Here is a 20,542-nt window from a genome sequence, read left to right on the forward strand (position 1 = left end):
CGGCCCAGGGAGCCTGCCTTGCCATCCGCAACCATCGTCCTTTCGGTACCACAACACCGGGATCGTGAAGCAGGAGAGGCAGAAGAGGCATTGCGCTGGGGCGAACTCGCCCGCGAGATCGGCTGCGACGCGCTGCTCGTCGAAGGGCGTGTGCCGCTGTTCGGCCCGAACGGCACCGAGGCCGACGAGCGCTTCGCGATTCCCGAGGGGGTCGCCGTCTATCGCGAAGTCGATCTGGCGCGGTTCCCGCTCGATCATCCGCTGGTTGCGTCACATCCCGAAGCATTCACGATCCGCCGCGAAAGCGCCGAGGCAGTCATCGACCCGCGCCGGCCGATGCCCGCCGCCGGCGAGGCGCTGGCGCGGCTGCGCAATGCCGAAACCGCTGAGATCGTGATTGCGCCGATCGCCGAGTCGCTGGCGCGGCTTGTCGATCGGGGCGTAACCGGCTTCCGCTTGCTCGAGCCGCAGCGGCTCGCGCCCGAGCTGATTGCTGCGTTGCGGGCGCGGTTGCCGGGCATTCGGCTGATCGCGGGGCCGCTTGCCGGCGATCGCAGTCGCGCGCGAGCCTTGGCGGAGGCGCTCGACCATCTCGTCTCCTCCTTCGCTTGGTGGGACTATCGCGCCAGTTGGCTGGTCGAGGAGCGCGAGGCGCTTTGCGGCGCCGCGCCGCTGCTTGCCGAACTGCGCCCGGATGCGTCGATTCCCGAGCGTGCGTTGGGTGCTGCGGCTGCGACCGCCGACGGGCTGATCCTGCCCGCCGAGCTGCTGCACACGCCGCACCTGCGCGCAGCAGCGGCCAGAGCGGTTCGCCAGGCGAGAGCGCTTGCCGAGTTCAGCGGCGGGATGCGGCAGCTCACCGGGCCTGCCGCGCCGGTAACCGCACTGCTGCGCGCCGATGCGCCCGATCTGCGGGAGGCTGGGCAGGCCGCCGTGATCCTCATCAATTCAAGTGCCGAGACCGCCGATGTCCCCTCGCTTCCCGCAGTGCTGCAGCCCGCCGGAATTGCCCTGTGCGACTTCGAGAGTCTCGACGGCGACGGAGCGCCGGACGCGCCGCTCGGCCCGGGTGAGGTGCGGGTGCTGAAGGGAAGCCGAGCAGCGAGCGTCATTCTGCCGCGCAATACTGCCGGCGATGCCGCCAAGGCGCGCGACTGGCCGCGGCTCGTGATCGAGGAAGTGAGCCCCGGCGTCGATGGGGGCGATTTCGCCGTAAAGCGCGTGGTCGGCGATACGCTCACGGTTCGCGCGACGATCTACACCGATGGGCATGAGCAGCTTGCAGCCGAACTCCGTTGGCGGGCAGCGGATGCGAAGGGCTGGAGCACGGCGCGGATGGCTCCGCTGGCCAATGATGTGTGGCAGGCCGAATTCCCGCTCGACCGGCTCGGGCGCCACGAATTTTCGGTCGAAGCGTGGCTCGATCGCTACGGTGGCTTTCGCCGGGATCTGGCGAAGAAGCGTGCTGCCGAAGTCGACCAACCCGTCGACCATGCCGAGGGCAGGGCGATGATCGAGGAGGCGATGCAGCGCGCGAAGGGCCGACAGGCCACGGCGCTCAAGAGCGCCTTGCGCCGTGCGGAAGCGGCCCCCGATCTGGACGCCAGCGCCGAGGCGCTGCTCGACGAGGATCTCGCCGCGCTGATGGGCGTAGTCGACGATCGGCCGCACGCGCTTCGTTCGCCAGTGCAGCGAGTGGATGCCGAGCGAATCGCGGCCCGCTTTTCCAGCTGGTACGAGCTGTTTCCGCGGTCGCAGACCGACGAGAAGGCCCGCCACGGCACCTTCGCCGATGTGATCGGCCAACTGCCGCGCGTGCGCGAAATGGGATTTGACACGCTCTATTTCCCGCCGATCCATCCGATCGGCAAGACCAATCGCAAGGGCCCCAACAACACGCTGACTCCGGGGCCCGACGATCCGGGCAGCCCCTATGCCATCGGCAGCGCCGAAGGCGGGCACGACGCGATCCATCCCGAACTCGGCAGCTTCGAGGATTTCGATCGGCTGGTGGCCGCGGCGCACGAACATGGGCTGGAGATCGCCCTTGATTTCGCGATCCAGGCATCGCCCGATCATCCGTGGCTCGGCGAGCATCCCGGCTGGTTCGCGTGGCGGCCCGACGGCAGCATGAAATATGCCGAGAACCCGCCGAAGAAATATCAGGACATCGTCAACGTCGATTTTTATGGCCCCGACGCCGTGCCCGGCCTGTGGACCGCGCTGCGCGACGTGATCCTGCTGTGGGTCGAGCATGGCGTGAAGACGTTCCGCGTCGACAATCCGCACACGAAGCCGCTGCCGTTCTGGGAGTGGATGATCGCCGACGTGCGCGCCCGGCATCCCGAAGTGATCTTCCTGTCCGAAGCCTTCACGCGGCCGACGATGATGTACCGGCTGGCGAAGGTCGGATTCTCGCAGAGCTACACCTATTTCACCTGGCGCGATCGCAAGCACGAGCTGATCGACTATGTCACCGAGCTGGCCACTACCGCGCCGAAGGAGTTCTATCGCCCGCACTTCTTCGTCAACACGCCCGACATCAATCCCTTCTTCCTCCAGACATCGGGACGGCCAGGCTTCCAGATCCGCGCGGTTCTTGCCGCGACGCTCTCCGGCCTGTGGGGCGTCTATTCGGGGTTCGAGCTGTGCGAATCCGATCCGCTAGGTCCGGGCAAGGAAGAGTATCTCGACAGCGAGAAGTTCGAGGTTCGGCCGCGCGACTGGAATACTCCGGGCAACATCGTCGAGGATGTGACGCTGCTCAACCGGCTGCGGCGCGCCCATCCCGCGCTGCAGACGCATCTCAACACGCGCTTCTACGAAGCGCACAACGACAACATCCTCTGGTATGGAAAGCCGGCGCCCGACGGCAGCGAGATGATCGCGGTGATGGTCAACCTCGATCCGCATCACGCTCAGGAATGCGATTTTGCGGTGCCGCTGTGGGAGTTCGGCCTGCCCGATGACGGGACAATCCAGGTCGAAGATCTGCACCAGGGGCATCGCTTCGCCTGGCACGGCAAGTATCAGCACACCCGGATCGCGCCCGATCTGCCCTATCGGATCTGGCGGCTCTTTCCGGAGGATCGGGCATGAACGCGCCCGCGCAAACCGCCACCGGGGCTGCGGCGATCACCGCTGCCGACGACCCCTTGTGGTACAAGGACGCCGTCATCTACCAGCTCCACGTCAAATCCTTCTTCGATTCCAACAACGACGGAATCGGTGACTTCGCGGGGTTGATGGCGAAGCTCGACTATGTCGCCGATCTGGGCGTGACGGCGATCTGGCTGCTGCCCTTCTACCCCAGTCCGCGCCGCGACGACGGCTACGACATCGCCGAGTATCGCGACGTCAGCCCCGATTATGGCACGATCGAGGATGCGCGCCGCTTCATCGATGCGGCGCACGAGCGCGGTATCCGCGTCATCACCGAGCTGGTCATCAATCACACCAGCGATCAGCACCCCTGGTTCCAGGCGGCGCGCAAGGCGCCTCCGGGCAGCCCGGAGCGCGACTTTTACGTCTGGTCGGACGATGACAAGCTCTATTCGGGCACGCGGATCATCTTCCTCGATACCGAAAAGTCGAACTGGACCTGGGACGACGAGGCCCAGGCCTATTTCTGGCACCGCTTCTATAGCCATCAGCCCGATCTCAACTTCGACAATCCCAAGGTGCTCGAGGAAGTGCTGTCGGTGATGCACTTCTGGCTCGACGCCGGGATCGACGGGCTGCGGCTCGACGCGATTCCCTACCTCATCGAGCGGGATGGCACGTCGAACGAAAATCTGGCCGAGACGCACGACGTCCTGAAGAAGATCCGCGCCGATCTCGACGCGCATTATCCGGATCGCATGCTGCTCGCCGAAGCGAATATGTGGCCGGAGGATACGCAGCAATATTTCGGCGGTACGCCCGATGGCGCCAGCGACGAATGCCACATGGCGTTCCACTTCCCGCTGATGCCGCGGATGTACATGGCGGTGGCGCAGGAGGACCGTTTCCCGATCACCGACATCATGCGCCAGACGCCCGACATCCCCAGCGATGCGCAATGGGCGATCTTCCTCCGCAACCACGACGAGCTGACGCTCGAAATGGTAACCGATGCCGAGCGCGACTATCTGTGGAACACCTATGCCGCCGACCGGCGTGCGCGAATCAATCTCGGCATCCGGCGCCGCCTCGCGCCGCTGATGGAACGCGACCGGCGTCGCGTCGAGCTGATGAACGCGATGCTGCTCACCATGCCGGGGACGCCCGTACTCTATTACGGCGACGAGATCGGCATGGGGGACAATATCTTCCTCGGCGATCGCGACGGGGTGCGCACGCCGATGCAATGGTCGCCCGATCGCAACGGCGGGTTCAGCCGCGCCGATCCCGCTTCGCTCACGCTGCCCGCGATCCAGGATCCGCTCTACGGCTATGAGGCAGTGAACGTCGAAGCACAGGAGCGCGACCGTCACTCGCTGCTCAACTGGGTGAAGCGGATGCTGGCCGTGCGCCGCGAGCATCAGGCGTTCGGCCGCGGCAGCCAGACTTTCCTGCGGCCGGCGAACCGCCGCATCCTCGCCTATCTGCGCCAGCACGAGGACGAGACGATCCTGTGCGTCGCGAATCTCTCGCGCACCGCCCAGGCAGTCGAGCTCGACTTGAAGCAATTCGAAGGGCGCACTCCGATCGAGCTTTCGGGCGGGGCGGCATTTCCCAAGGTGGGGCAATTGCCCTATCTTCTCACGCTTCCGCCCTATGGCTTCCTCTGGTTCGAACTGACCGACAGCGAGGCGCCCGAATGGGCCTCGGCCGCGCCGGGAAGCGAAGTGGAGCGGCACACGTTCGTCCTGCGCCGGTCGCTGGGCGAGATTGCGAGCGGCACGAACAAGGGCGTCCTCGAACGCGACGTACTGTGCGATTATGTGCGCCAGCGCCGCTGGTTCGGCGCCAAGGACGAGCAGATCGCAAACGTGCGGCTGTTGAGCGCCACGCCGATGCCCGCCGCCGATGATCTTCTGCTCGGCGAAATCGCAGTCGATACGGACAGCGGCGAGGCGACCTATATGCTGCCGCTCGGCATCGCCTGGGAAGGCGAGGGGCAGGGCCCCTATGCCTCGAACCTGGCAATCGCGCGGGTGCGGCGTGGCCGTACTGTCGGCCTGCTGACCGACGGATTCGCCCTGGGGGACTTCGCGCGTTCGGTGCTGACCGGCATGCGGCATGGAACGACACTGCCGGTGCACAGCGGGGAAATCCGGTTCGCCGCCACGCCGGAATTCGATCTGTCGCCCGATGACGAGGCCGAATGGATCGCTGCCGAGCAATCGAACAGCACAATGATCGTCGGGCGCAAGGCCGTGCTCAAGCTGCTGCGGAAGGTGGCGCCGGGCGTCCATCCGGACGTCGAGATGGTCCGCTATCTGACGCGCAACGGCTATGCCAATGTGCCGGCGATCCTGGGAACAGTGACTCGGACCGAGGGCGACGCCGAGACGCTGATGATGCTGGCCCAGGCCTTCGTCTACAACCAGGGCGACGGCTGGGAGTGGACGCTGGGGACGCTTGGAAGGCTCCATACCGATACCGACTGGAGCTTCTCCAACTATGTGAACTTTGCCGAGAATCTTGGGCAGCGGCTCGCGGAAATGCATGGCGTGCTCGCGCGGGAGAGTGACGATCCCGCTTTTGCGCCCGAGCCGATGTCACTCGAGGATGCCGACAAGCTGGGCGGGCGGATCAAGGGCGAAGTCGACAAGGCTCTGGGACGCCTGCGCGGAGCGACGCTCGACGATAGCGCACGCGGCCATGCCGAACGCCTGTTCGAGCAGCGCGATGCGTTGATCGACCGGATCGGCGAAGCTGCGCGGCTGGCTGTCGGCCGATCACGCACGCGCATTCACGGCGACCTGCACCTCGGGCAGGTGCTGGTCACCGGCAACGACGTGATGCTGATCGATTTCGAGGGCGAGCCGACGCGGCCGCTCGGCGAACGCCGGGCGAAGGACCTGCCCGAGCGCGATGTGGCCGGGATTCTTCGCTCGTTCGATTATGCGGCCGCGGTGGCCGAGCGCGATCGGCCCGCGGGCGCGGAGACCTGGGAGGTTCGCGCCGAAGAGGGTGCGGCGATGTTCCGGGTGCGCGCGAACGACGCTTTCCTCGCAGGGTATCGCTCGGCGGCGGCCGAGGGCGCGACCACGGACGCGTTGCTCGACCTCTTTCTGCTCGAAAAGGCGGCGTATGAAGTCGCCTATGAAGCCGCGAACCGGCCGGACTGGATCGGCGTGCCCGTTGCCGGCCTTGCCGCCGCGGCCGCCAATTTGCTCGACAAGGAGACCGCATGACCGCATTCGACGAGATGCTTGGATCGGCGGCGTCCGCACTGCTCGAGGGCAGGCTGCACGATCCCTTTTCGCTCCTGGGCCCGCATCGCAGCGGCGACACGCTGGTGGTCCGCACCTTTCAGCCGGGCGCCGAGGCGGTGTCGCTTCTAGCGCGCGACACGGGCGAACCGATCGGCGCGCTCGACGAAGTGGCGCCGGGTGTGTTCACCGGCTCGCCGTCGCGCGACACGGCCTATCTGCTCCGTATCTCCTGGCCCGGCGGAGTCGAGCAGGAGACCGAGGATCCCTATGCCTTTGGCACGGTGCTCGGCGACCTCGATCTGCACCTGTTCGCCGAAGGAAGGCATCTGGAGCTTGCGCGCGTGTTCGGCGCGCAGCCGCGCGTGCTTGACGATGTTCCGGGGGTGGCGTTCTCCGTCTGGGCGCCGAACGCCCGGCGCGTGTCGGTGGTCGGCGATTTCAACAATTGGGACGGGCGACGCCACCCGATGCGGCTGCGCCATTCAGCCGGCGTCTGGGAGCTGTTCGTGCCGCGGCTGGGGCCGGGCACGCGCTACAAATTCGAAGTCGCCGGTGCCGACGGCAGCATCGTCCAGAAGGCGGATCCCTGTGCGCGCCAGACCGAGCCGCCGCCCGCGACCGGATCGGTCGTGGCGCCGCCGCCCGACTATCGCTGGACCGACGAGGACTGGATGGAGGAGCGCGCGCGCCGCCACGCTCCGGACGCGCCGATCAGCGTCTATGAGGTTCATGCCGGATCCTGGATGCTGGCCGACGGCGAGGGACAGCGCACGCTCGACTGGGCCGGGCTGACCGACAAGCTGATTCCCTATGTCGCGGACATGGGCTTCACGCATGTCGAGTTGTTGCCGATCATGGAGCATCCGTTCGGCGGTTCCTGGGGCTATCAGCCGCTGTCGCAATTCGCGCCCTCGGCACGGTTCGGCCGGCCCGAGGACTTCGCCGGGTTCGTCGATGCGTGTCACCGCGCGGGCATCGGCGTGATCCTCGATTGGGTGCCGGCGCATTTCCCCACCGACGCGCACGGTCTCGCCCGCTTCGACGGGACACACCTCTACGAACATGCCGATCCGCGCGAGGGCTTTCACCAGGACTGGAACACGCTGATCTACAATCTGGGGCGGCGCGAAGTCTCGGGCTTCCTGCTCGCTTCGGCGGTGTGGTGGCTGGAGACGTTCCATGTCGACGGGCTGCGCGTCGATGCCGTCGCGTCGATGCTCTACCGCGACTACAGCCGCAATGCCGGCGAATGGGTGCCGAACGTCCATGGCGGGCGCGAGAATCTGGAGTCGGTCGACTTCCTGAAGGCGATGAACGGCATCGTCGCCGATCGCTGCCCCGGTGCCGTCACCATCGCGGAGGAATCGACTGCCTGGCCCGGCGTCACCGCCCCGCTCGCCGACGGCGGACTCGGTTTCGGCTACAAGTGGAACATGGGCTGGATGCACGACACGCTCACCTACATCGAGCGCGACCCGGTCCATCGCCGCTGGCACCATGGCGAGCTCAGCTTCCCGATGGTCTATGCCTATTCGGAGAAATATCTCCTGCCGATCAGCCATGACGAAGTGGTGCACGGCAAGGGGTCGCTATGGAACAAGATGCCGGGCGACCGCTGGCGGAAGTTCGCCAACCTGCGCGCCTATCTGGCGTTCATGTGGACGCATCCCGGCAAGAAGCTGCTGTTCATGGGCTGCGAGCTCGCGATGGAGCAGGAGTGGAACCACGATGAATCGTTGCCCTGGGGCCTGCTCGATTCCCCGGAGCATGCGGCAGTCCAGCGGCTGGTACGCGACCTCAATCGGCTCTACGCCGCCGAGCCGGCGCTGCACGCGCGCGACTGCGAGCCCGGCGGATTCCGATGGCTGACTGCGGACGACGCCGAGAACAGCGTCTATGCGTTCGTCCGCAGCGGCGGCGATGGCGCTCCACTCGCCGTCGCCCTGAACCTGACGCCCGAGCCGCAGCGCGACTATCGTATCGGCCTTCCGCACGGCGGGGCCTGGCGCGAGGTGCTGAATTCGGATGCGGCGCATTATGGTGGCGCGAACATCGGTAACGGCGGAGTGGTCACCGCCGACGGCGGAGGGATGCATGACCAGCCGCATTCGGCCGCGATAACCTTGCCCCCCCTCGGCGCGATCCTGCTGCGCCATGAAGGAGCCACTGCTTGACTCTGCTGCCGCGCCGGCTGGAACCCGGTATGCCCTATCCGCTCGGAGCGACCTTCGACGGGCTGGGCGTCAATTTCGCCGTCTTCTCCGCCAATGCCGACCGGATCGAGTTGTGCCTGTTCGAACCGAGCGGTCGCCGCGAGATCGCGCGCTATGAGCTGCCGGAATGGACCGATGAGGTGTGGCACGGCTATCTGCCGGATGCGCGGCCCGGGCTGCTCTACGGCTTTCGCGCGCACGGCCGCTACGACCCCGAGGCGGGCCACCGGTTCAATCCGAACAAGCTGCTGCTTGATCCCTATGCCAAGAAGCTGGCGGGCGAGTTGCGCTGGACCGATGCGCTGCACGGCTATCGCGTCCGTTCGTCGCGCAAGGACCTGAGCTTCGACCGACGCGATAGCGCGGCGGCGATGCCCAAGGCCGTGGTTGCCAGCACGAGTTTCGATTGGACGGGCGACACGCTGCCGAACACGCCATGGTCCGACACAGTGATCTATGAAGCGCATGCCAAGGGGCTGACGAAGCTGCTGGAGGATGTGCCGGCGCGCGAACGCGGCACATTCGCCGCGCTGTCGCATCCGAAGGTGATCGCGCATCTGCAGCGGATCGGCGCGACCGCGATCGAGCTGCTGCCGATCCATTCCTTCGTGCAGGACCGGCGGCTGCAGGAAGCCGGCCTCACCAACTATTGGGGCTACAACACCCTGAGCTTTTTTGCGCCCGAGCGGCGCTACATGGCCAGCGACGACGCGGACGAACTGCGCATCGCGATCCGGCGGCTGCATGCGGCGGGGATCGAAGTGATCCTCGACGTGGTCTACAATCACACGGCGGAAGGAAGCGAGCTTGGCCCCACCTTCAACTTCCGCGGGCTCGACAATGCCACTTACTATCGGCTGATGCCGGACGAGCCTCGCTATTGCGTAAACGATACGGGCACCGGCAACACGCTCGACCTCAGCCATCCGCGCGTGCTGCAGATGGTGGCGGATTCGCTGCGCCATTGGGCGCAGAGCTTTCACGTCGACGGGTTTCGGTTTGATCTGGGAGTGACGCTGGGCCGCGACGGACACAATGGCTTCGATCCGCGGTCCGGCTTTTTCGACGTGCTGCGCCAGGATCCGGTGCTGAACGGCCTGAAGCTGATCTCCGAACCTTGGGACATCGGCCCGGGTGGCTATCAGCTCGGCAACCATCCGCCCGGGTTTGGCGAATGGAACGACAAGTTCCGCGATTCCACCCGCCGCTTCTGGCGCGGCGACAGCGGTATGCGACCCGAATTCGCCAACCGCATCTCCGGATCGGCCGATCTGTTCGATATGCGCGCGCGGCGACCGTGGGCGAGCATCAACTTCGTGACCGCACATGACGGCCAGCCGCTCGAGGACGTGGTCAGTTACGAAGAGAAGCACAACGAAGCCAATCTGGAAGACAACCGCGACGGCCATTCGGAGAATTACTCGTGCAACTGGGGCATCGAGGGGCCGACCGACGATCCCCGGGTCCGCGAGCTGCGCGATCGCGTGAAGCGTTCGATGCTGGTGACGCTGTTTGCGTCGCTGGGCACGCCGATGCTGCTCGGCGGCGACGAGTTCGGCCGGACCCAGCATGGCAACAACAATGCCTATTGCCAGGATAACGAGATCAGCTGGTTCGACTGGTCGCTTCTGGAGAGCGATTATGGCCATGCGATGAGCGATTTCGTGCGGCGGCTGACGGCGGTCCGCCGCCATTACCCGCTGGTCCGCGCCAACCGCTTCCTCCACGGCGAAGTGGAAGTGGCGCCGGGCATTCTCGACATCGACTGGTTCGACGAGCGCGGCGAGCATCTTTCAGAGGACGACTGGCACAATCCCGAGGGGCGGGCGCTGGTGGTGCGGCGAACGCGGCGCAAGAAGAACGGCGACCTGGAGGCCGTGACGATGCTGATGAACGGCTCGCACGAGCCGCTCGTTTTCCACCTCCCGCCGCCGCTGCTGAGCCGGTTCCTGGTGATCGACAGCGCCGACCCACAGGCGCCCGAACGGGCGGTCGGCGAGACCATCGAAGTTCTCGATCGTGCCGCGATGCTGATCGTGGGGACGGATCCGCCGTGATGCAGCGCTGGGGTCCTGAATGGCTCGAGGACGGCAGAGCATGTTTCCGGCTGTGGGCACCTGACCGCACCGCCGTGACACTGGAGCTCGCCGGAGGCGAGCGCGTGCCGATGGAGCCGGCCGGTGACGGCTGGTTCGAGGCGGTCGCTGTTGCATCCGCCGGTGCGCGCTATCGCTTCTCGCTGGAGCCGGGCCTTGCTGTCGCCGATCCCGCGTCGCGGGTGCAATCGGGCGGCGTCCACGGCTGGAGTGTTCTCGTTGACCCGAAACGCTATTCGTGGCGCTGCACCGAATGGCGCGGCCGACCCTGGGAAGAAGCAGTAATCCAGGAAATTCACGCCGGCGTGGCGGGCGGCTTCACGGGCGTGTCGGAGATGCTGCCGGGACTGGCGGATCTCGGCGTAACTGCGATCGAGCTGATGCCGGTGGCGGCGTTCAGCGGTACGCGCAACTGGGGTTATGACGGTGTGCTGCCCTATGCCGTCGCCGAAAGCTACGGCAGCCCGGACGCGCTCAAGGCACTGATAGACCGGGCCCACGAACTGGGCCTGATGGTGCTGCTCGACGTGGTGTACAATCACTTCGGCCCCGACGGGAATTACCTCGGGGCCTATGCCTCCCGCTTTTTCGACTCCCGCACCGAAACGCCCTGGGGCGGAGCGGTCGCCGTGTCCGAGCCGGCGGTGCGGCGGTTTTTCATCGACAATGCAAGGATGTGGCTGGAGGAATACCGCTTCGACGGGCTGCGCTTCGATGCCGTTCACGCGATCGGTGACACGGGCTTTCTGGACGAGATGGCAGCCGAGCTTCGCGCGGCTGTGCCAGAACGACATATCCATCTGGTGCTCGAAAACGAGCATAACGACTCCGATCGGCTGAAGCCCGGCGGCTATGACGCGCAGTGGAACGATGATTTCCACAATGTTCTGCATGTGCTGCTGACCGGCGAGAGCGAAGGCTATTACGCAGGGTTTGCGGACGAGCCGACGGCGAAGCTCGCCCGCTGCCTGGGCGAAGGATTCATCTATCAGGGCGAAACGCCCCCGGGCAGCGACCAAGCCCGTGGCAAGCCGAGCTCCGCGCTGCCGACCACGGCCTTCGTAGCCTTCCTCCAGAACCACGATCAGATCGGCAATCGCGCGTTGGGTGAACGACTGACGCTGCTCGCCGACGCCGGCAAGCTGCGCGCGGCGACTGCATTGCTGCTTCTCTGTCCGCAGATCCCTCTGCTGTTCATGGGTGACGAAAGCGGCAGCCGGTCTCCCTTCCTGTTCTTCACCGATTTTCACGACGCGCTTGCCGATGCCGTCCGCGAGGGCCGACGGCGCGAGTTTGCCAAATTCGCTGCCTTTGCCGGTGCGGAGGCACGGGCGCGCATTCCCGATCCGAACGATGAGGACACGTTCCTGCAATCGGCACCGCGGCCCGGACCGGACGCGGGCGAGTGGCAGGCGCTGTACCGCGAATTGCTCGCCCTGCGGCGGCAGGCAATCGTTCCAAGGCTAAAGGGTGCGCACGGGCTCGGGGCCGAGGTGCTCGGCACGGGAGCAGTGGCGGCGCGCTGGCGAATGGCCGATGGCGCGGAGTTGGCGCTGGCGGTGAACCTCGGCGAGGCGGACGCCCGCTTTCCTCGGCTGCCAAGCGAACCGCTGTTCGCGCTGGGCGAGCCCGGTGCACCGAGAAGCTTCGCGGCATGGCTGACCCCGTGAGCGAGCTCGATCGGCTCGCCGCCGCCGTGGGGCTCCAGCGCGACTGGGAGGACGCGAGCGGAAAGCCGCAGCGCGTTTCGGACGAGGCGCTGCGGCGCGTGCTGACCGCCCTGGGGCGCCCCGCGGAAACCGCTGCCGATATCTCCCGCAGCCTCGAAGAACAGGCGCAGGAGGAAGACGACTCCCGTTTCCTCTCCGCCGACGCCGGATCGCCGGTGCCGCTGCCCGGCGGATGCGCGGCCTCCGGTGAAGCCGAACTCCTGCTGGAGGATGGCGGCAGCCGGCGCCTGGCGATCCGCTCCGGCCGGGCCGGCGCAATGCTGCCTCCGATCACCGAGACCGGCTATCACCTGCTGCGGATCGGCGATCGCGAGCTGCGAATTGCTGTGGCGCCGGTGCGCTGCTTCGGCGTCGGCGATGTGGCGCAGGGCCGACGACTCTGGGGACCGGCCGTGCAAGTGCCGGCATTGCGCGACGGGCGCGACACCGGATTCGGCGATTTCGGTACGCTCGCTGCGTCCGCCGAGGCGTTTGCCCGGCGCGGAGCCGATGCTTTGGCGATCAGCCCGACTCACGCGCTATTTCCGGCGGATGCAAGGCGCTTCAGCCCCTATGCACCTTCGAGTCGCTTGTTTCACAACATCCTGTTCGGCGATCCCGCGCTTGCCGGGCATGCCGCACCGACTGCCGCCCCGCGCGATCTGATCGGCTGGGAGGAAGCGATTCCCGAGCGGATAGAGGCACTCCGCGCAGCGTTCGCGGGTGCATCGGAGCCGGTTCTGGCTGCGGTCGCCGAGTGGCGCCGCTCGAAAGGCAGGGAACTGGAGCGGCATGCGACCTTCGACGCGCTCCATGCGCACTTCCACGCCTCGGGCGCGCACGGCTGGCAGGATTGGCCCACCGGCTATCGGGATCCCGAGAGCGAGGCGGTCGCGGCCTTTGCTGCGGAGCATCGCGACGAAGTCGACTTCTACGTCTTCGCGCAGTGGCTTGCCGCGCAGAGCCTGACCGCGGCGCAGGAGCGGGCGACGGGCGCAGGCATGGCGCTGGGGCTGATCGCCGATCTCGCGGTCGGGATGGATGCAGGCGGCAGCCACGCCTGGAGCCGGCGTGACGAGCTGCTTACCGGGCTCTCCATCGGAGCGCCGCCCGACCCGCTGGGGCCGGACGGGCAGGACTGGGGGATCACCGGCTTTTCGCCGAGCGGACTGCGGCGGACCGGCTTCGACGCCTTTATCGCTACCCTCCGCGCGGCGCTCGATCATGCCGGGGGCTTGCGGATCGATCATGCGCTGGGGCTGCGGCGGCTGTGGGTCGTGCCGCATGGTGCCAGCTCGGCCGAGGGGGCATATCTCCGCTACCCGCTCGACGACATGCTCCGCATCCTGGCACTCGAATCCCAGCGCGCGCGCGCGATCGTGATCGGCGAGGATCTCGGCACCGTTCCCGAAGGGCTGCGGCCGAAGCTGGAGGCGCGGGAGATTCTCGGCATGCGCGTACTTTGGTTCGAACGGACGCGCAGCGGCGGCTTCGTGGCGCCCGAGCGCTGGCGGCCGCAGGCGGTGGCGATGACGGGCACCCACGACCTGCCCACCGTGGCCGGATGGTGGAGCGGGCGCGACATCGAATGGGCGTGGGAACTCGGCCGACGGTCCGAAGCCGCCGATGAGGCGACCGCGCGCTCCGACCGCGCGAAGGAGCGAACCCGGCTTTGGGACGCGTTTTGTGCTTCGGGCGCCGCCGAGGGGCCGGAGCCGCCCGCCGCTTCCCCCGAGCCGGCCGTCGACGCCGCGCTGGCGCATGTCGGTGCAACTCCCTGCACGCTCGCGCTGGTGCCGATGGAGGATGTGGTCGGCGCCGTCGAACAGCCGAACTTGCCCGGCACCATCGACGAGCATCCGAACTGGCGCCGGCGCATGCCGGGGACGACCGAGGCCTTGCTCGCCGAACCTGCCGTCGATGCGCGGCTGGAGCGGCTGAACTTGGAGCGCCGGCGATGACACCGCGCGCGACCTATCGGCTTCAGCTCCATCGCGATTTCGGTTTTGCCGATGCCGAGGCGCTGGTTCCCTATCTCGACGCACTCGGCATCAGCCACATCTATGCCTCGCCGATCACCATGGCGGCACCGGGATCGATGCATGGCTATGACGTCGCCGACCCGACGCGGATCAGCGCGGAGCTGGGCGGCGAGGCGGGCTTCCGCAGCCTGGTCGCCGCGCTGCGTGCGCGCAACATGGGTATCGTGATCGACATCGTGCCCAATCACATGGGCGTCGCGGGCGGCAACAATCCCTGGTGGAACGATGTGCTGCGAAACGGCCGCAACAGCCGCCACGCATCATTTTTCGATATCGACTGGCGCGAGAAGCTGTTGCTTCCGATCCTCGGCGCACCGCTCGACACGGTGCTGGCGGAGGGGCAGATCGGCGTCGTCGAGGAGGGGGGCGAGCCGGTGCTGCGCGTCTACGACAGCCACCGCGTACCCATCCGGCCGGAGGACCATGCGGCGGCGCGCGTCGGCGCATCGTTGCGCGAGCTGCTCGATCGCCAGCATTATCGCTTCGGCTGGTGGCGGCAGGCGAACGATGACCTCAACTGGCGGCGCTTCTTCACGATCAACGATCTCGCCGGGCTGCGCATCGAGGATTCGGAAGTGTTCGAGGCGGCGCATGCACTCTACTTCCGCCTCTGGGGCGAGGGTCTGATCGACGGGCTGCGGATCGATCATGTCGACGGACTGACCGACCCCGCAGGCTATTGCCGGCAGCTGCGCGCGAGGATCGACTCCATTCCGCGGCCGGCCGATGCGCCACAGGGTTCCGCCTGGATCGTGATCGAGAAGATCCTTGCGCCGGGCGAGCCGCTAGCAGGCGACTGGGGCGTGGACGGGACCAGCGGCTATGACTTCATGGCCGATGTCGGCGCACTCTTGCACGATCCGGCAGGAGAGGCGCCGCTCACGCGCCTGTGGGAATCCATCAGCGGCGAAAGCGGCAGCTTCGAGGATGCCGAGCTGCGTGCGCGGCAGGAAATGCTGTCCTGGTCGTTCGAGGGGCAGTTGCGCGCCTGCGTCGAGGGCTTCCTAGCGCTCGCGAAGACGGCTCCGGAGACGCAAGGCCTCACCGGTGGCATGCTGCGTCGGGCGATCGAACGGGCGCTGTGGGTGTTTCCGGTCTATCGAACCTATGGCACCGGAAAGGCGGCGCCCGCCGCCGATGCTTCGGTGCGCGACGCCGTGCGCCGAGGCGCGGCGCGCTTCACCCCGCCGGGCGAGGCCGAAGTGCTCGAGCGGCTGCTCGGCTGGCTTGCGGGCGAGGGACCCGGCGATCTTGCGCGCGCGTCCGAAGCCGTTCGTCGGTTCCAGCAACTCTCCGCGCCTGTCGCGGCGAAGTCGGTCGAGGACACTGCCTTCTATCGCTACGGCCGGCTGCTGTCGTCGAACGAAGTTGGCTCCGATCCGGCGCGGTTCGCCATGGCGCCCTCAGCGTTTGCCGACGCGATGGCAGAGCGCGCGTCCAGCTTTCCGCATGCGATGCTCACCACGGCTACGCATGACCACAAGCGCGGCGAGGACGTGCGCGCGCGGCAGGCCGTGCTGAGCGAGCTGCCGGAGGAATGGGGCGCCCGCGTCTCCGTCTGGGACGAAGCGAGTGGCGGAGCGCAGAGCGGCATCGCGGGAGCCGACCGGTATATGCTGTATCAGACGCTCTACGGCGCCTGGCCCAGCGATCTTGCTCCCGACGACCGCGCCGGTTGCGCCGCCTTTGCAGCGCGGGTGAACGGCTGGCAGGAAAAGGCGCTGCGTGAAGCGAAGCTCCGCTCCTCATGGGAGGCGCCGGATGCGGCCTATGAGGCCCTATGCCGAGAGTGGATCCGGACGCTGCTCGACCCGAGTCGTTCGGCGGGCTTTCTGAGTGACCTAACCCGATTCGTCCGCCACATGATGGCGCCGGCACGCGCGAACGCCCTGGTGCAGGCCGCACTGCGCTGCATGCTTCCCGGCGTGCCCGATCTGTACCAGGGTGCCGAGCTCGACGATCTCAGCCTCGTCGACCCCGATAATCGGCGGCCGGTCGATTACGCGCTGCGCCGTGCCGTGCTCGCTTCGCCGCAGCACGCAGCGTGCGGCGACCGGAAGCTGCGGATCATCGCGCAGCTGCTGGACCTGCGCCGACGCCATCCCGAGCTGTTCGCGACGGGCGACTTCGTGCGCCTCGAAGCGGAAGGCGAGCGCGCGGCCCACCTCTTCGCATTCGCACGGACGCACGAAGGAGTGACGCTTACGGGTGCGGTTGCGCTCCACTGTGCGCGGGAGACGGGGGGCGGCACGGCGTTGGTGCCTGCGGCCGCCTGGTGGAGCAACACGCATCTGGTGACTCGCGCCGGCGAACGATTGGCTGCCGCCGAGCTTTTCTGGGATGCACCGGTATTCGTGTCGGTGGAGAGCTGACGCGGACCTGGGCCGCTCGCGCGTCAGATCCGGATCCGGACGGGCACCGATTTGGCGGCCGGCGTCTTGGATGCATGGTCGTGATGCGCCAGCGGGATCAGCGGGTTCAATTCGGGATAATAGCCCGCGACGCATCCGTCGGGCAGGCGGTAGGGCGTCACTGCCAGCCCGTCGACTTCGCGCGCTACGCCGTCGCCGGCATCGCTCACCAGCGTCACGCGCTGACCTTCGGAGAGGCCGGCGCGGCGCATCTCCTCGGGGTTCATCAACAGCACTTGGCGCGTCCCCTCGATTCCGCGCAGCCGGTCCGAATAGCCATAGATGGTCGTGTTGAACTGATCGTTCGAGCGCAGCGTGATGAGGCGCCAGCGACCGCTTTCATCCGCATATCCGGTGGCGTTGAGCACGTCGGGCACGGTAAACTCGGCCTTTCCGCTTTCGGTCTTCCAGATCCGCTCGCGCGCCGAATTGCCGCGATAGAAACCGCCGGGGGTGAACAGCCGATCGTTGAAATCGACGAACATGTCCGGATAGGTCGCTTCGATCGCGTCGCGCACCTTGGCATAGTCGCCGACCCACGCGTCCCAGGGGACGTTCGGATTCGGCTCCAGCGTGGCCTTGGCGATTCCGGCGACGATGGCGAGTTCCGAGCGCAGGTCCGGGCTGGGCGGCTTGCGCTTGCCGATCGAGCCATGAATGCAGCTGAGGCTGTCTTCCATCGTAACGACCTGGGGGCCGCTCGCCTGAATGTCCTCTTCACTGCGGCCGAGGCAAGGGAGCAGATAGGCAACCCGCCCATTGATCAGATGGCTGCGATTGAGCCGCGTGGCGATGTTGACGGTGAGCCGCATCCGCTGCCACGCCTCTTCCATCCGCCGCGTTTCTGGAATGGCGCGGACGAAATTGCCGCCAAGACTGAGGAACGCCTTGATCGAGCCATCGAGGATGCCTTCGCACGCTTCGACCGTATTCACGCCATCCTCGCGCGGCGGATCGAAGCCGAACTGTTCGGCGAGGCGATCGAGCGGCACCAGCTTCGTCTTTTCGGCGATGCCGACGGTGCGCTGCCCCTGCACGTTCGAATGGCCGCGAACCGGCGAAACACCCGTGCCCTGGCGGCCGATGTTGCCCTTGAGCAGCAACAGATTGACGACGCTGGCGACATTCTCAAACCCGCGAACGTGCTGAGTAAGCCCCATGCCGTAGATGCCGATCGTCCGCTCGGAATCGACGTATATCTGGGCTGCTGACTCAAGGTCGGCGCGGGCGAGGCCGGACTCGCGTTCGATCTCCTCCCATCCGGTGCCGCGCACCTTCGCGACGAACTCGCGGAAGCCGTGGGTGTGCTGTTCGAGAAAATCCCAGTCGAGCACATGTTTGCCGTCCGCGGCCAGGCGCCGGTCGTCCTCGGCCAGCACATGTTTGCAGAGCCCGAGAATCGCGGCGATGTCGCCGCCGGCCTTCACTTGATGATAGTCGGAGGAAATCTCGGTCTTGCCGCCGGTCACCATCTCCGTACTCTGCGGATTGCGGAATTCGAGCAGCCCCTTTTCGCGAAGCGGATTGAAGGTCACGATCCGGCAGCCGCGTTTCGAGGCCTCCGCAAGCGTGTGGAGGAACCGCGGGCTGTTGGTCCCGGTGTTCTGCCCGAAGAAGAAGATCGCGTCGCAATGATTGAAGTCGTCGAGCACCGAGGTGCCGATGGGCGAACCGATCGTCTTCGAGAGTGCTACCGACGTTGTTTCGTGGCACATGTTCGAACTGTCGGGCAGATTGTTGTGCCCGTAGAGCCGCGCGAACAACGCCCAGGCGTAGCTGGTTTCCAGGCTTGCGCGCCCCGAGGTGTAAAAGACGGTGGATTTCGGTTCCAGGGCGCGCAATTCGGCTCCGATCGCCGCACAGGCTTCTTCCCAGCTACAGGGAACGTAATGGCCGCTCGCCTCGTCGAACCGCATCGGGTGCGTCAGCCGGCCGGCTTCTTCGAGATCATGGTCGCTCCAGCGCTGCAGCTCGGCGACGCTGTGGCGCGCGAAGAAGTCGGGGGTGCAGCGCCGGCGCGTGGCCTCCCACAAAGTGGCCTTGGCGCCGTTTTCGCAGAATTCGAACGGGTGGGGATGCGCGGGCTTGGTCCAGGCGCAGGAAACGCACATGAATCCGCCTGGTTTGTTCTGCCGCGCCAGCGTGCGAAACGCAGCGGGATCGCTCCCTTCCGTGCGTGCGATACGCGCCATCCCGCGTACCGATCCCCAGCCGCCGCTCGGGCTCGAATAACCGACAGTCCCGTCCTTCGCCTTCTTCATCGCTGCCTCCCGCCACCGGAGAAGTAGAGGCTATTCGCTTGCGCGGGGGAAGCCTAACCTCGGTGAATGCCCGAATGGTCCGAAAGTGCCGCTGTTTCCTTCGCCTGCATTCGCCGCGACGGATCGAGCGCGACGATCAGCCGCACGCTTGCCGGCGAAGTGCCCGTCGCGATCGAAGTGAACGGCATCGGCTATGCGGTTATGATGGCGACGCCGGCGGCGCTCGAGGACTTCGCGACGGGCTTCGTGCTTGCCGAGCGGCTCGTGCGGGACGGCCGGCAGATCGTGGATATCGAGCCGCATCCAGTTGATGCCGGGGTGCTGCTGCGGGTGACTCTAGCGCCTGATTGCACGGAAGCGCTGCACATGCGCGTCCGCCATCGCACCAGCGACTCCTCGTGCGGCATCTGTGGCATCGACAGCCTCGAGGCTGCCCTGCGGCCGCTGCCCCGCGTCGCCGCGGCAAGCGAGGCGGGAGCGGGCGCCGTGTTCGACGCGCTGAATGCGCTGCACCAGCACCAGCCGCTGAACGCGGAGACCGGCGCGATGCATGCCGCCGCTCTCTGCGCAGCCGATGGTTCGATCCGAATGGTGCGCGAGGACGTTGGCCGTCACAACGCATTCGACAAGCTGATCGGAGCCATGGCGCGCGGCGCGATGGGCTGGAATGGCGGCTTCGCGCTGCTGAGTTCGCGCTGTTCGTTCGAGCTGGTGGAGAAGGCCGTCCTTGCCGGCTGTCCGCTGCTCGCGACGATCTCCGCGCCGACCGCGCTGGCGGTCGAGCGGGCGCGGTCGGCGGGACTGGCGCTGGCGGTTGTGGCGCGCAGCGATTCGCTGCTGTGGCTGGGTCGCGAGGCGGCATGACTCGGATCTTGGGCGCAGTGCTCGCCGGCGGCCGCGCGACGCGATTCGGCTCCGACAAGGCGCTGGCGATGCTCGACGGGCGCACGCTGCTCGATCATGCGCTGGCAACGCTTGCCCCGCACGTCGAGCGTCTGCTGGTCTGCGGGCGGGCATGGCGGGATGTCGACTGGGTCGCGGATCGCCCGGCTCCCGATCTCGGACCGCTCGGCGGACTGAACGCAGCGCTGCACAGCGCCGCCGCACGCGGGTTCGATGCCGTCCTCAGCACGGCGTGCGACGTTCCGTCACTGCCGCAGCCGCTTGTGCGACAGCTGGTGAGCCGCGGCAGCGCCGCATTCGTCGCACAACTCCCCGTCGTCGGCTTCTGGCCGGTCGAGCTGGCACCGCGCCTCGATGCACATCTGGCGGGTGGTGGGGATCGCTCGCTGCGCGGGTGGGGGCGTGCCGCGAACGCGCAGCGAATCGCGGCGGAGAGGGCGCTGACGAATGTCAACACCGAGGCTGATCTGAGCGCGCTGATAGCGAATAGTTAAACAGACATCAGTATATTTCTCATGTCGGCCGGTTTCGAGTAAAGCCCA

The 20,542-nt window shown here is 66.9% G+C and carries 10 protein-coding genes; 9 read left to right on the plus strand and 1 reads right to left on the minus strand.

Going from position 1 to position 20,542, the window contains the following annotated elements:
• Positions 1 to 18: 18 nt before the first annotated feature.
• From H7V21_RS00775 to treY, 7 genes are read left to right on the plus strand one after another with little or no spacing between them, the layout of a single operon-like run.
• The gene (locus H7V21_RS00775) at positions 19 to 3,099 is read left to right on the plus strand and encodes an alpha-1,4-glucan--maltose-1-phosphate maltosyltransferase (RefSeq protein WP_188054759.1); all 3,081 of its coding nucleotides are present in this window, start codon (positions 19 to 21) and stop codon (positions 3,097 to 3,099) included.
• A complete protein-coding gene (gene treS / locus H7V21_RS00780; protein WP_188054760.1) occupies positions 3,096 to 6,344 on the plus strand; it encodes a maltose alpha-D-glucosyltransferase in 3,249 nt (1,082 codons plus the stop codon). Before H7V21_RS00775 ends, treS begins: the two co-directional genes overlap by 4 nt.
• Entirely contained in the window at positions 6,341 to 8,539 is a 2,199-nt protein-coding gene (glgB, locus tag H7V21_RS00785) for a 1,4-alpha-glucan branching protein GlgB (protein WP_262503938.1), read from the plus strand. The genes treS and glgB overlap by 4 nt, the downstream gene beginning before the upstream one ends.
• A complete protein-coding gene (gene glgX / locus H7V21_RS00790) occupies positions 8,536 to 10,635 on the plus strand; it encodes a glycogen debranching protein GlgX (RefSeq protein WP_262503939.1) in 2,100 nt (699 codons plus the stop codon). The genes glgB and glgX overlap by 4 nt, the downstream gene beginning before the upstream one ends.
• On the plus strand, positions 10,635 to 12,344 hold the full coding sequence (gene treZ / locus H7V21_RS00795; RefSeq protein WP_188054761.1) for a malto-oligosyltrehalose trehalohydrolase: 1,710 nt from the start codon (positions 10,635 to 10,637) through the stop codon (positions 12,342 to 12,344). Before glgX ends, treZ begins: the two co-directional genes overlap by 1 nt.
• Positions 12,329 to 14,344 (plus strand): 4-alpha-glucanotransferase, encoded by a 2,016-nt coding sequence (gene malQ / locus H7V21_RS00800; protein WP_262503940.1) that lies wholly within the window; start codon positions 12,329 to 12,331, stop codon positions 14,342 to 14,344. The genes treZ and malQ overlap by 16 nt, the downstream gene beginning before the upstream one ends.
• On the plus strand, positions 14,341 to 16,797 hold the full coding sequence (treY, locus tag H7V21_RS00805) for a malto-oligosyltrehalose synthase (protein ID WP_188054762.1): 2,457 nt from the start codon (positions 14,341 to 14,343) through the stop codon (positions 16,795 to 16,797). Before malQ ends, treY begins: the two co-directional genes overlap by 4 nt.
• A 23-nt stretch (positions 16,798 to 16,820) precedes the next feature.
• On the opposite strand, the gene H7V21_RS00810 is transcribed toward treY, so the two are convergent.
• A complete protein-coding gene (locus H7V21_RS00810) occupies positions 16,821 to 19,097 on the minus strand; it encodes an FdhF/YdeP family oxidoreductase (RefSeq protein WP_188054763.1) in 2,277 nt (758 codons plus the stop codon).
• Positions 19,098 to 19,163: 66 nt separating this feature from the next.
• Between H7V21_RS00810 and fdhD the strand changes: the two genes are divergently transcribed.
• Together fdhD and H7V21_RS00820 are read left to right on the plus strand one after the other, a co-directional pair.
• On the plus strand, positions 19,164 to 19,961 hold the full coding sequence (fdhD, locus tag H7V21_RS00815; RefSeq protein WP_188054764.1) for a formate dehydrogenase accessory sulfurtransferase FdhD: 798 nt from the start codon (positions 19,164 to 19,166) through the stop codon (positions 19,959 to 19,961).
• Positions 19,958 to 20,494, plus strand: a complete 537-nt coding sequence (locus tag H7V21_RS00820) for a molybdenum cofactor guanylyltransferase (RefSeq protein WP_188054765.1) — start codon at positions 19,958 to 19,960, stop codon at positions 20,492 to 20,494. Before fdhD ends, H7V21_RS00820 begins: the two co-directional genes overlap by 4 nt.
• Positions 20,495 to 20,542: the final 48 nt, after the last annotated feature.

Source organism: Sphingosinithalassobacter sp. CS137, from assembly GCF_014334115.1.
In the GTDB taxonomy this organism is placed as follows: Bacteria; Pseudomonadota; Alphaproteobacteria; order Sphingomonadales; family Sphingomonadaceae; genus Sphingomonas.